Origin of the sequence: Longitalea luteola (genome assembly GCF_017356035.1) — a bacterium.
GTDB lineage: Bacteria > Bacteroidota > Bacteroidia > Chitinophagales > Chitinophagaceae > Niastella > Niastella luteola.
On the sequence record NZ_JAFIQX010000001.1, the window covers coordinates 537,096 to 551,760 of the forward strand.

At 49.1% G+C, this 14,665-nt stretch carries 6 protein-coding genes; all 6 read right to left on the reverse strand.

What is annotated here, in order from left to right; all coding sequences use genetic code 11:
• Positions 1 to 36: 36 nt before the first annotated feature.
• A complete protein-coding gene (locus tag JUB15_RS02025; RefSeq protein ID WP_207510648.1) occupies positions 37 to 2,352 on the reverse strand; it encodes an arylsulfatase in 2,316 nt (771 codons plus the stop codon).
• 77 nt (positions 2,353 to 2,429) lie between these two features.
• On the reverse strand, positions 2,430 to 3,929 hold the full coding sequence (locus JUB15_RS02030; RefSeq protein ID WP_207510649.1) for a SusD/RagB family nutrient-binding outer membrane lipoprotein: 1,500 nt from the start codon (positions 3,927 to 3,929) through the stop codon (positions 2,430 to 2,432).
• 17 nt (positions 3,930 to 3,946) lie between these two features.
• Positions 3,947 to 7,216: a SusC/RagA family TonB-linked outer membrane protein gene (locus JUB15_RS02035; RefSeq protein ID WP_207510650.1), complete on the reverse strand. Its 3,270-nt coding sequence runs from the start codon at positions 7,214 to 7,216 to the stop codon at positions 3,947 to 3,949.
• Between the two features lie 661 nt (positions 7,217 to 7,877).
• Entirely contained in the window at positions 7,878 to 9,179 is a 1,302-nt protein-coding gene (locus JUB15_RS02040) for an NCS2 family permease (RefSeq protein WP_207510651.1), read from the reverse strand.
• A gap of 394 nt (positions 9,180 to 9,573) precedes the next feature.
• Positions 9,574 to 11,208, reverse strand: a complete 1,635-nt coding sequence (locus JUB15_RS02045) for a RagB/SusD family nutrient uptake outer membrane protein (protein WP_207510652.1) — start codon at positions 11,206 to 11,208, stop codon at positions 9,574 to 9,576.
• Between the two features lie 60 nt (positions 11,209 to 11,268).
• Positions 11,269 to 14,259 carry a SusC/RagA family TonB-linked outer membrane protein gene (locus JUB15_RS02050; RefSeq protein WP_242696162.1) on the reverse strand — a complete coding sequence of 997 codons (2,991 nt, stop codon included), beginning with the start codon at positions 14,257 to 14,259 and terminating at the stop codon, positions 11,269 to 11,271.
• Between the last annotated feature and the right edge of the window lie 406 nt (positions 14,260 to 14,665).

Below are 14,665 nucleotides of genomic sequence, written 5' to 3' on the forward strand. Positions count from 1 at the left end.
AGGATAACAACATCAGTCAATGTCATAGTAAATGGTTTATGGTAATGAAAGATGGTCAACGATCACTTTATGCAACTGACCGGTGAATACAAAGGGCGATCTGTAAACAGGCGCTACTGCAGAACCATTGTCTTTACCTACATCCAGTCCTTCGTCATAAGGCATGATGGTAGCATCGGCTTTGGTGATGGTGCGTTCCGCTACTTTTACATCGTTAATGTATAATGCTTCGGTTCCCGCCTCATCGGTGAGGTTTTTGGCTGGCTTGTATAAAAGATCATAGCGAAGAACAGCCTTGCCTTTAGGCAATGGCTGCGTCGATTCCAGGTACACCAGTTTGCCATTGTTGTTGTGCGCAACTTTTAGTTTGCCAGCCTGCACAAAGAAGCTGAACCCGGTAAAGCGGCCTCCGGTAGCCAGCAGCACACCTTCTGTAGTTTCACCGGTAAGCTCCACATCGGCTTTGAGGCTGAAAGAGTGCTGGTATAATGCGGGGGCCGCACGGTTGGGTAACTGCGCCACTCCGGGATACAGGATGGCCTGGCGGCGGATATCAAACGGGCCTTTTGTAAGCTTTTGAATACTGCGGGCAGTAGTATCACCGAGCAGGGGATATACATTATATTTCTGCGCTTCCTGTTCGAACAGCGCCTGCAGCTCTTTTAATTTTTCCGGGTGCGCAGCAGCCTGGTCTTTCTGTTCGTTGAAGTCTTCATGGAGGTTGTACAGTTCCCATTTGTCATTGGCAAAGGAAGTACCGTTGCGATGATATACTTCCGCTTTCCATCCATCTTTATAAATAGAGCGGCTGCCACTGATCTCATAATATTGTATATGGTGCCGGCCGGGCGCCTGCTGGTTGGCAATGGTGTACGCCAGGCTTATACCTTCCAGCGGCTCCTGTTTGTACCCATTGATCACGGCTGGTACGGTTAGTTTTGCCAGTTCAATAGTCGTAGGCGTCACACTGTTCACGTGTGAGTATTGCGTACGGATGCCTCTTGCTTTAATACCATTGGGGTAGAAAAGGATCAGCGGATTTCGGGTGCCGCCTTCGCTGTTGGCGTCCTGCTTCAACCAACGGAAAGGAGTATTCGCTGCCTGCGCCCAACCCGCCGGATAATTGGGGCCTGATCTCGAAGTGCCGATATCATCATAGATTTTCTCCATCTCCCTGATGCGGTCTTCATATTGCTCGCTGAACAAACTGCCATCGATATACTCATTGATGCCCTGCGCATGACCGGTTATACCGCCTTCCTTACTGGCGCCATTGTCGCCGATCATCAATACGATCAACGTATTATTGAGCTGGTTGATGGTTTTTAAATAATTGATCAGCCGGCCAATTTCATAATCGGTATGCGACAGGAAACCGGCATAGGCTTCAAAAAAACGGGCAAATACTTTCTTTTCAACTGCCGACAGTGAATCCCAGGCCTTCACGCCCTGGTTGCGCACCGGCAATGTGGTGCTGGCTGGAACAATGCCCAGCTTCTTTTGCCGGGCCAGCACTTCTTCGCGGTATTTATCCCAACCGGCGTCAAAACGACCTTTGTACTTGTCGAGCCATTGCCGGTCAACCTGGTGCGGACCATGGGTTGCACCTGGCGTCAGGTAGAGAAAGAAAGGTTTATCAGGTGCTGCTGATTTTTGACCGGCAATATATTCTATGGCTTTATCAACCAGTACTGTGGTAAGGTGTTTGCCTTGCAGATCGGGTTCTATTTTGGAAGTGTTCTCCCACAACATAGGGGTATACTGATCGGTTTCACCGGCCATAAAGCCGTAGAAGCGATCGAATCCCCGGCCGGTTGGCCATCGGTTAAACGGACCGGCACCGGTAAGGTCGGGTGTAGGGGTTATATGCCATTTGCCGATGGCAAAAGTGTTGTAACCGTTCTCACGGGCTATTTCAGCAATAGTGGCTTTTTCAAAAGGCATATAGCCATGATGCCCGGGCGCATCGATGGCCAGATCGATCACCGTGCTGATATTTACCGAATGGTGATTACGGCCTGTCAATAAAGAGGCGCGGGTAGGCGAGCAGATGGCGGTGGTATGAAAATTAGTGTATCGCAGCCCGTTGTTGGCTAAACTGTCGAACGTGGGTGTTTCCACCAAACCGCCAAAAGCGCTGCTGGCGCCAAAGCCGACATCATCCAGCAAAATATACACAATATTGGGCGCATGAGCAGGCGCCACCGGATTAAATGGCTTATTGCCCGGCGTTGTCTCCGCCAGGGTACGGCCGATCCTGCCGCCGAATGTTTGTACCGGACTGTATTGACCCATCACGGAGGTAATGGTCATGGTTGACGTAAGCAATCCTATAATTGTTTGTTTATTCATGTTAGTGTGTTTAATCGTGAATCGTGAATCCTGTATTTCATTAGCACATCAGCAAATCAGCACATCAGCACATCGTGTTATTTGTCCCACCACAGCCGCGGCGATTGATAGTTGGAACCAGCCGGGGTGTTGCTGTTGAGTGATGTTTCATTTTGCGGATAAGGAATGCGGCGTGGGATCTGGCCGTTCGGATTTGCGTTGTGCGTGGCATTTTGTGCCAATGGAATGGCCGGGTATCCGGTTCGGCGATAGTCTGTCCATACCTCGGGCTGCAGGAACAGCGCTATGTATTTCTGCGTGATGATGGTTTCCAGGTCATTGGAGAACGTGCCGGTGAGCCTGGCCTTTACCGTGATATAATCGGTTTGTTGCTGCGGCGTGGCATACGGATCGTTGCTGCTGCTGATCACTTTGGCAAAAGACGCCCGCACAGCAGCATCCAATGCTGCCTGCGCTTTAGGATCGGTTGCATCCAGGATGAGCCTGGCTTCGGCTTCCAGGAATTTGGCTTCCGCATAACTTACCAGTATTACCGGTGAGGTGGCAGCCCCGTAATAAGGACCGATCCGGGAGAACGCGCCCGGTATTCCGGCTATGCTTCCCTGATAGGTATTGCTGCCGGCAGGGTAGTTGGTGGCAAAAGATGCCCGGCGCGGATCCACATAATTGCCTTCAGGTTTGGTGTTGGCATCGGTCACTTTGTTGCCGTTGAGCAGGTTCACAAAGGAGGCGCCCAAACCGATCCAGCCAGGCCGGTTGGTATTCTGCTGGTAAAACGGATTTGCATTGGTGGTAGAAGCGCCAAATACGACTTGCGCATCGGTGGCATTACTTTGAATGCCACGCCAGGTATTACCGTTATACAGGTACTCCAATACTTTCTGTGCCGAACCGCTTGCATCGATCTTGCTGCCGTGGATCGCATACCGCGCCTTTAATGTATAAGCGGTAGCGATCCAGTTGGCGGTCACTCCTTTGAATATCACATCGTCTGATGAAGGCACTGTGCCCAGGTTGTCAGCCACCGGCTGCGATAATTCACTGATCGCCGAATCGAGCTGTAGCTGCAGGGCTTTGTAGATCGCTTCCTGTTTATCATACACCGGGTTGGTGATGCCATTGCCGTACAAAGACTCCGTGAAGGGAATATCCCCAAAAATGTCGGTGAGGGTGCCATAGGAGAAAGCCGTTAATATCCGGGCTATGCCGCTGTAATAAGGCAATTGCCGGGCGGAAGCCGTCTGTTGAATGATCTTCAGATTGGTGAGCGCATTGGTGTAATAGCCTGTCCAGGTGCCATTGAAATAGCCGGGTGAGGTGGTGTAATTATCAAAGGGGGCTGCATCGCCATTTGCGCCTGCGGCCTGTTGTGTATAGATGTTGGTGAGTAAACCTGCATTGATGCCGGTATTGAATGCCAGGGAAACTTCTGCACCGGTTAACACCGCACTTAGTGATACTTCGGAAGAAGCATTGGGATTCACGTTGGTCTTCGACAGATCGCAGGCGGTTAATGCGGTGAGCCAGCCACCGATAATGCCCATGCTTAGTTTATGGTAGAAACGGATGTTGATCATGTTTACATGTTTTCTTGTTAGAAAGTGATGTTGAGGGCTATACCCACGCTGTGGGTATTGGGCGTCGTCCAGAAGTCGATGCCGGAAAAATTGGCCAGACCGTTGCGCGTGCCGAGGTCCGGATCACTGCCGCTGTAATTGGTGCCAAGCATGAAATTGCGGGCAGTGATCGTAACGCTGGCGGCAGAGATCTTTGCCGGTTTTATAATTTTTGCAGGCAATTCATAGGTAAGGTTCACATCTTTCAGTTTAACCCAGTATACGTCGTGCTCTACATAAAGGCCCTGTATGCTGAAGGTCTTGCGATACCAGGCCTGCGACAAAACCGCCGGAATGGTATTGGGTTCGCCTTTGCCGGCCGTAACACCGTCAAATACGGTAGCAGAGCCCCTGTCTGCCGTGGTGGCATCCACGCCGTTAAATACCATTTGTAAATGCGGGGCGTTGAAGATGTCAAATCCAAAACGGCCGTCCAATAAGAACGAGAGGGTGAACGCACCTGCCCTGATCTCATTCCGCAAACCGAGGTTGAAATCGGGATTGGGATCACCTATTTTGGTAAAGCTGGTATTTACCACGGGGTAGCCATAGTTGCTGCTGCTGATATCATCGTCGATCACCACTTTGCCGGCTTCATTCCTTTTTACGTCAATTCCGTAGAAGACGCCATAGGGATCACCCGCCTGTCCGCGGGCCTCCATCCAGATGCCGCCCAGGATCACATTGTTGATCGTGTTGGTGATGTAATTCACTTTACTGATGTTCCTGCTGAAGATGGCGGTAGCGCTCCAGGTGAGTTGCTTCTTTTTGATGAAATATTGCTGCAGCGAGGCTTCAATGCCCTGGTTGGTAATACTGCCGGCATTGGTAAGCGTGTATTGTGCGCCCGTAGAGCCTGGCAGTGATACGGGGATGATCTGGTCTTTACTGTTGTTATGGTAGTACACGGCATTCAGAATGGTGCGGCTGTTCCCGAAATGTAATTCAGTACCCAGTTCCCACGTGCTGATCCTTTCAGGTTTCAGATCAGCATTCCCGATGGTAGTGCTGTAGCTAAGTCCTGTTTGGCCATTGAAAGGAAAACTGATGCCGCTTTGGATCCAGCCGCTGGCGCTGGTAGTGCCGTAATAGGTATCCAGCGAATAGGGATCAGCGTCATTACCCACCTGTGCATAGGTGGCGCGGATCTTGCCAAAGTTCAGGGTGCTTCCGTTCAGGTGCAGGGCATCGGTGAAGATAAAACTGCTGCCGAGAGAAGGGTAAAAAAAGGAGTTCCTGCCTTTAGGCAGTGTGCTGGTCCATTCATTACGGCCGGTAAGTTCAAGGTATAGCCATTTCCGGTAATCCAGTTTAATATCGGCATAACCAGCCACCAGTTTCTTCCTGATGGTTTGGTTTACCGTTTGGGTTGAAGCGGCGTTGCTGATATTGAAATTACCCGGAATGGTCAACCCGTCGCCACGGGTATTGAGCTGGTTCTTGTAGGAATTGTAATAATTGTAACCGGCGATCACATTCAGATCGATGTCATTGGCGAGGCGGTGCTGCGATGATAACAGGAAGTCGAGGTTATTGTCGCGGCGGCTGAAGTTCACATCGTTAATAGTGCCGGTGGCAATACCCGATGTGCCGCGGCTCCAGGCGCCTTTTCGCACATCCGTATAATTATCGATGCCATAACGGGCGGTTGCTTTCAACCAGCTGTTCACTTCATAATTTGCTTCCGCGAAGGCGATAAAGCGGTTTAACTGGTCGTTCTGGGGGTTCATGTTCAATGACCAGTACGGGTTGTCCCACCCGATGCCATTGGCATAGGAGCGGCTATCGCCCCAGGGTTTGGCGGCGGTTGCCGGCAGTTTATACGCTTCGGGATGTTTCCAGGCATCTTTATAGCCGTTCGTAATATCGAAATTGGCCGGTGAATTCACAAGGGCGCGAACAACATTCGTATTGAAGCCGCCCATCAGTGCGCGGTTATGGGCCCCATCCTGGATGTAGTTCAAGCCGCCCGACAGTTTTAATTTATCGTTTACGGTATAGTCGCCATTGAAGCGGAAGGTATATCTGTAAAAATCAGTGGTGGGAATGATACCGGTTTGTTTCAGGTTACCATAAGAAAAATAATAACCAGCGTTGCCGGTATTACCATACAGGCTGATGTTGTTGTCGATCGTATAGCCATTAATGAAAAAGTTATCGATATTGTTGTACCTGTTCACCGGTAGGCCATTCGAGAGCGGACTGCTGGCGCCAACGATTTGGCCGTTCTTATCAAAATCGCTGGGCAAATCGCTGTAGGTGAGGGTGTCGAGCAAAGCGCCCCAGTTCTCATCGGAACCGGTGATGCCGGGTTGAATATAATGACCGCCCAGGCCGTTGGAGAATTGTGATTGCCGCGGCTGCATGCGGCGATTGATCGCATCGATGGTAAAGGAGCCGCTATAGGTTACCTGTAATTTTTTACTGGTAAGGGCGCTGCCTCTTTTCGTGTTGATGACCACGGCGCCGTTCGATGCGCGGATGCCATAGAGGGCCGCAGCGGCGGGACCTTTTAGCACGGTGATGCTGGCAATGTCGGCGCTGTTGATATCAATACCGCGGTTGCTGGGCGTAGCCAGTGAAACCGAATTGGTGATGGATGGTAATATGTCCTGTATGGAATTGTCGACCGGAATACCATCGAGGATGAACAGGGGCGCATTGTTGCCCAGCAGGGAACTATTGCCCCTGATCTTTACGGAAGAAGAACCGCCGGGCGAACCACCGGAGCTATTGATCTGCACACCGGCTATTTTACCGCTTAATGCGGCCACTACATTGGCTTCGCGTGACTGTACCAGTTCTTTTCCTTTTACTTCGGATAAACTATAGCTTAGCGCTTTGGCGCTGCGTTTAATGCCTACGGCTGTTACAACCACTTCGTCCAGGTGTTTATTTTTTTCCGGCAGTGTTATTTCCGCATATTTTTCTGTTACTGTAACTACGCGGGTAACATAACCCACATAACTGATGGTGAGCGTGGCCGGCAGCCGTTGCCCGGTTAAAAAACTGAATTCACCATGGTCACCGGTCAACACCTGGTGGGTGGTGCCGTTGATGTGCACGGTGGCGCCGGTCAATGGCGTGCGGTTCTTTTCGTCGAGGATCCTGCCGCCGAATACGATGTTTTGAACCGGTGCTTTCTGAACGGTTGGGACAGTGGCAGGTTCGTTGCCGGTTTGTGCCAATACGGAATTAAAAAGAGCAGTTTGAAGAACGAAGACCGGTAAGTAGTACGCCTTCTTCATTATCTTTGTTTTGGTGAATGAAAAATGAGGTCATCACCTGGCTAACTGATAGCTGGTGTGGTGTGATCGCTAAGCCTTTTTATTTGCCAGGCCGGGACTGCTGGAACAGTTTCCGGCCATTTTTTTCCCGTCTTATCATGCGTTTATCAGCTGCATGCTCAATGGTCAGAAATCATCACGATGTATTGTGAAACATTCTTTTAAAGTATTTAAGTGAAAAGTTGATATTACCGAATGGGCAGGGGTAGCAAGATCAGGATGCAATCGTGGAGATCAGCAACAAAAGCTTTTACAACAACAGACGTGTATGGTACACTTTGCTATATACATTATAGATTGTTTTGTACTAACGGCAGCGCTTTCCGGCCAGAGGTTCCGGATCTGAATAATTTTTATTTGATCCTACAAGATTACTATCTTTTTATAAGTCCACCAAAATAATGGACTAGTATTTTAATGTGATAATTAGCAAATGTGATAATGGAAATACAATGGAGAATGCTTGCCCGTTCGTAGCGATAGCGAAGGCGTGGGTCAATGGTGAAGCAATTGCAGGTTGAAAGTTGACGGCCTGCAACACGCAGACAACGTATTTATCAGCCTTTTTCAAATTGACGCCTTGTGTCCTGTAACTTGTAACAGCCTTGATGGCTTCCGGTAACTACTCAAGAATCAAAGCAAGTATAGCGAATAGATCTATGATCCAAAGTGCTAAGGAGATGTCTTTTCTTTTACCAACGATCAGTTTAATGGCCGTCCAGCTAAGAAAGCCCCAGATGATCCCCTGTGTTATGCTGTAAGAGAAAGGAATGATCACCATAGCGAGAAAGGCCGGTATGGCTTCATCGAGTTGTACCCAGTTGATCCTGGTTACCGGTTGAACCATGAACACGCCTACCAGTACGAGCGCCGGTGCTGTGGCAATAGCCGGCACAACGGATAAGAGCGGTGCCAGGAATAAAAAAGGTAAGAATAACAAAGCGCCTGTAATAGCGGTTAGCCCTGTTCGGCCACCTTCCTTAATGCCGACCGCCGATTCAATATAAGCAGTACCGGGACTGCTGCCTACCAATCCGGCAAGGGTAGTGGCCACCGCATCGGTTATTAATGCCCGTTTTATATTGCGCGGCTCGCCATTCTCATCGAGCAGGTTGGCTGCTTCAGATAAACCGACGAGGGTTGACAGGCTGTCGAACATATCGGTAAACACAAAGGCGAAGATCACCGGTACTACAGACCATTGCAGGGAATTGAGAAGATCGAGTTTCAGAACGAGACTAAAATCCGGTGCAGCAAACAATCCCTTCCATGTTATTAAAGGGAGTGTATCCATGGCCCACCAGCGGCCCAATGGCAAAGCAGCCAATGTGGTGAAAAGAATACCAATGAGGATAGCGCCCTTCACCTGGCGGGTCACCAGCACAGCGGTAAATAATAAACCGGCAAGAAAAGTAAGTAAGGTGGGATGTAATTTGCCAATGCCCACGATCGTAGCCGGATTGTGGACAATGAAACCGGCATTTACAAAACCAATGAGGGTTATAAACAATCCTATGCCGGCTGCAATGGCGTAACGCAGCGGACGGGGGATAGCGCGAACGATATATGTGCGGATGTTGAAGGCCGATAGGATCAAAAAAAGAATGCCGCTCCAGAACACGGCGCCTAAAGCAACGGGCCAGGGAACTTTCATACCGATCACCGCTGAAAAAGTAAAAAAAGCATTGAGGCCCATGCCCGGCGCCACCAGCACCGGGTTCTTTGCATACCATCCCATCATCAAACTGCTGAAGAACGAAACCAGTACAGTGGCTGTAAGCACTCCACTGAAGGGCAAACCTGCCTGGCTGAGGACGGATGGGTTTACCACAATAATATAGGATGTAGCCAGGAAGGAGGATATTCCGGCAATGATCTCGGTGCTAAAGGCTGTCCTGTCTTTGGGAAGGTTGGCTGAAAACATGCCTGAAGGTAAGGAAAACACAAGGTACAAGGCGCAAGGTAAAAGGGCTCAAGTCCAAAGGCAGGGTACAAGTACGGGATTCAGGGCCTAATGTCACCTGGGGCAGCAAGGCTTTAGGAAGGCTTCTAGTATATTTTACACATTTTGCATTTGTGTATCCATCCATTTACGGAGATATTCCGGATCTTATTAGAGGCGAAATATCTCCGGAACATCTCCGGGATATCTCGGGGATATCTCCGGGATATCTCAATTTCTCCAATGAAACTAACCAAGGGTTATGCAAGGGTTACAGCGGTGTTGGCTGCCTGTTCGGGTGGTTGTCCCACAAAAAAAAGTCCCGGTTAAAAACCGGGACCTGCATTTCATGGGCGCGTATTCATAAGTTGCAAGATCAATAACCAGGATTCTGATCCAGGTTCGCATTCAGTTTTCTTTCTGAAGTAGGGATGGGAAAGATCCTTCTGCGGATATCTTTATTCATGCCAGGTGTATAACCGGAAGTGGCTACATCACCAGGAATAGGATACTCCACTTCATATTTGCCAAAGCGGATGAGGTCGTTGCGGCGCCAGTTTTCCCAATGTAATTCCCGGCCACGCTCGTCGAGCAGTTCATCCAGGGTAACCGATGTGGCTAAGGGCGCTTTTGCCCGGGCGCGTACCTTGTTCAATAAAGTGAGCTCATCCTGCAATTCTCCATTTACGGTAGTTGCAGCAGCTCCACGCATAATGGCCTCTGCTTTCATTAAATAAATATCCGCCAGCCGGAAGATGGGCATATCATTTCCGCTCATGCGGGTAGCCGCTGTTGTTGATTTGTCGGGATAATATTTTATGGAACGAACACCCATACAACGCGCCAGGTAATCATTACCTACATCAAAAGGCTTTTTACCGGTCATGATGATGGGTTTGGTGATCTCCAGCTGCCATACAGTGTCGGTATTGGTACCTGTAAAGCTGGCATCCAGGTCTTTCTTTTTTATTTTTATCGTGAACGGTGTGCCATCCCAGTTATACTGCTTTCCGATCAGCCAGGTGTCATTCCGTTCATCACCAGGCAAATTGAATTTGTCGTGAAATTCCGGTGTGGTGCTGATGGAGATACTCAGGTTGCTGGGTACGCCGTACTTAGGCCATAAATAAGCCATAAAGGCGTGACGGGTAAACTGGTTGCCATCCAGCTGCAATGCATCATACGGGATGGCAAAAATGGTTTCGGAAATATTGGGGCCATTGTCCGGCGCAAATACCGAAGCATAACTGGCATCGAGCTTATACTGGGTATTGGCGATAACACTGTCGCACATGGCTACTGCCTCCGTATTTCTTTTAGCGCCGGTATACACCTCCGCGTTGATGTACATTTTTGCCAGCAGGGCATATACCATCGCCTGGGTAGGATGCCCGTACGTTAATGTAGCGTTATTGGCGTTTTTTACGGGCAGGTTCTTCACCACCGATTTCAGGCTCGATTCTATGTACTGGAATACTTCGGCCCTTGGTTTGGTCTTGGGTAATTCCAGCACCGGGAAGGTATCAACAATAGGCACATTGCCATAGAGGTCCATCATAAAAAAGTAGAACAATGCCCGCATCGCTTTCACTTCGGCAATGGCGTTTACGCGAATGGGATCTGTCTCTGCAAGGGTTGAGCTGGCGATATTGCTCAATACGCGGTTGCAGGTATTGATGGCGCCATATCCCCATTCCCAAACATCCTTAACGTTTGCATGGTCTGGCGTATAGGTGTGGTTATGGTGCTGGCGGTACTGGCCGCCATCATCATAGTTACCGTCACGGCCGGGCAGAATTACTTCATCGGTGGTGAGCTCCTGCATGCGGAAATATTCGATGGCGTACCTGCTGGCCAGCTGCGTATAAATGGGACCGATCAGCGCCTGGTAGTCGGCCGCCGTTTTGGGAAAGTTGGTATCAATGTATTGTGATTCGGGGGTAACATCCAGTTTGGTGCACGCACCAGCTGCCAGGGCGATAGCTGTTAATGCGATTACAATCTTTTTCATAATTATTTTATGTTGCGTGAACTTGTTTTGTTTGAATGACAATAAATGAACGGCATCGTATTAGAACATAATGTTGGCGCCAATGATGAACGACCTGGTCTTTGGATAGAAGTTCTTGGCATCGATACCCGGCGTAAGCCCGCCGATGTTGATCTCAGGATCGATACCGCGGTAATCGGTGATCGTAAACAGATTGTTGCCTGATACGTAAAAGCGCAGTCTGCTGATCGCCTTCACTTTTGTTTTCAGCGTATAACCCAGGGTCGCGTTATCCATCCGGAGGTAAGTGCCATCTTCCAGGAAACGGTCTGAAGTGAGGTAGGCAATATTATCCGTGAAGGCTTCGCCTTTCGTGAACTGGGGAATATTGTTGTTCTTGGAATCGGCGGGGCTGTTCAACTGCGCCAGGGTATTGTTCAGGATCTTGTTACCGGTTACACCTCGTAAGAAGAAATTCAGGTCGAAGTTTTTATATGTAAAAGTGTTGTTCCAGCCAAACATCAGTTTAGGCTGTGCATTACCGGCAATATAATAATCGGAAGTCAATGGCTGGCTGGCAATGGTCTTTCCATCTGCCGTAAGGAAGGTGCTGGTGCCGGCATCGTTCTTGCCCATATAATGCCACAGACTGAAAGTGCCCAAAGGCTGTCCTTCCATGATCACCTGGCTCCAGTTGCCTGACTGGCCTTTGCCACCCAGGTATGCATTGGGAATAGAGGTGAGGGCCGGGAATTTGTCATTCGCCAATGATACTACTTCATTCTTGTTGTGCGCAAAGTTCAGTGAAGTATTCCAGTTAAAATCTTTAGTGGTGACCGGGGTCGCATTCAGGCTCACTTCGATTCCGGTATTTCTCACTTTACCCACATTGGCTGTTAACCTGTTTACAAAGTATTGGGTCGTTGATACCGGGTAGTTATAAATAAGATCCGATGTGTTTTTGATATAATAATCAATTGAACCGCTGAGCCTGTTATTCAGTACGGCGAAATCAAGACCGATATTGGTCATCGCGGTGCTCTCCCATTTCAGGTCGGGGTTCTCGTTTTGTACAGGCAATAAACCGGTAGGATACTGTCCGTTCAGATAAAAACGGCCACCGGAGCTGTAACGAACGATAGAAGTAAAGGCATCAAAACCCAGGGAGTTACCCGATACTCCGTACCCGGCTCTCAGTTTGAGATCATCGAAGATCCGCTGGTTGCTCATGAAAGACTCCTGGGTGATACGCCAGCCGGCAGAAACAGCCGGGAAATAACCCCAGCGGTTGTTCTTACCAAAGGCAGAAGAACCGTCGTTACGCAATGATACCTGTATTAAATATTTGTCGTCGAACTGGTAATTGATACGGCCGTAATAAGAGATCAGGCGGAGTGTACTGATGACGGCAGTATCAAATTTGATGTTACCTACAATGAAGGGGTTACTTACATACATGTTGTAGAAGGTAAGCAGGTCATTGGTATACCCTTGGGTTGAAACGCCGAAACCGTCACCAATGCGGTCCTGCTGCCAGGAGTAACCACCCAGCAATTTGATATTATGGCGGCCGAACGATTTGTCGTAGTTGAAGAAGGACTCAATCACCTGTTTGGTATTTTCATAGGAACCTCGGTAAGCGCGGCCATTGGCGCCTACTGCCTGTCCGGAATAAACATTGTTGTAAACGTTCCTGGTGGTCTGTTCTTTCTGGCCCGAAATACTCAGGGTGTAGATCAGTCCTTTCAGGATCTTTACTTCGGCCAAACCGGTCAGCAGGGTCTTTTCCTCTTTGCTCTCCAGTACGTTGTTGGCCAGAATACCCACGGGGTTTAAATAACCACCCCGGCTGAAGTCTTCTGTGAAGGAGCCATCCGGACGGCGAACGCTCACCGTTGGCATATAGGTAAGCATGTTACCGAACAAAGCGCCCTGGTCAACATCTTCTTTTTTAGTGGTGCTGTTGGTCAATGATACACCCAGTTTCAGGCGCTCGTTAAAGAACTTGTTTTCCAGGTTGCCCCTGGCAACGATGCGTTTGAGGTTGGAGTTTTTAACGATCCCCTGGTTGTCGAAGTAGTTGATGCTGGCGCCAAACAAGGCATTGCCCTGGGAGCCATTGAACGCCAGATTGTGGTTATGCGAAATGCCGGTGCGCATTACCTCATCCTGCCAGTTCGTGTTAACGCCACTGTCGTTGTATTGTGATAATAACGTTTGTCCGTTCTTCGCCAGGTAGTCGCGTAGCTCATCACCGCTCAACATATCAATTTTATTTGATACGGTCTCAATAGCCACATAGGGATTGTATGACAACATGGTATGCCCCTGTTTTGCTCTGCGGGTAGTGATCATAATAACGCCATTGGCAGCACGGGAACCATAGATAGCTGTAGAGGAGGCGTCTTTCAGTACATCGATGGAAACGATATCAGTAGGCGCCACCAGTTCGAGGCTGGCGCCGGGAACGCCGTCAATTACATACAAGGGTTCATTGGCGCCATCCCGCAGGGTAGAAGGGCCGCGCAGGATAACGGTGGGGCGTACGTTGGGGTCGCCGCTGCGGGTTATGTTCAAGCCGGGTACTTTACCCTGCAGTAACTGCGTGGGCGAACCGGTTACTACCTGGTTAAAATTCTCGCTGCTGATGCTGGTGATGGAACCGGTGATATTCCTTTTGCTCGACCGGCCATAACCGGTTACCACCACATCGCTTAACTGTTTCGATTGCAGGCTAAGCGCTACGTTGAGGGAGCTTTGATTGCCTACGGATACTTCTTTGAGCACATACCCTACAGAAGTGAACTGCAGGACGGCTTTTTTGGAAGGGACGGTTATTTCAAAATTTCCGGCTTCATCGGTCATAACCGATCTGTTGCTGCCCTGCAGGCTAACGCTCACATTAGCCAGCGGCGCATTATTCTCATCTGTAACTTTTCCTTTAATTGTGCGATCCTGCTGCTGGAAGGCTGATACCGGGAAGGTAAGCACCAATAAACAGGCTGTCAATAGCAGTAATGTTGTTTTTTGGGCAAGCGGGAAACAAAAAAAACGCATGCTTTTTTTTCTCATGATTAATTGTTTGGTGTAATGAGATGGTGATCAGTGAACCTTCTATAAATTTAAATTTTTAAATGCAGGCCAGCTCCGTTAGCGATAGGAAAGGATGGTTGATTCGTTTTTGAAAAGCGGTGCAAAGGGAAACTTTCGATGTTACTAAAATGTGAAGGCGGCATTAATTTTAGGTTGTTTGGTCATGGGTAGTTGACGTGTTGACTAGTTAACTCGTTAACTAGTTAACCAGTTAACTGGTTGATGGCCTCGCTAAAGTCGGTCTGAAGAAAGGAAACTGATTAGAACTTAAGAAGCTGAAATTGCCGTTTCACGGCCTTGTGCCAGGCGGAATCCCCGGGATCTACCCGGGGTTCCGCTGGACTTGTAATGTTTGCGTAGGTACAAACATATACGTAAAAAGCAT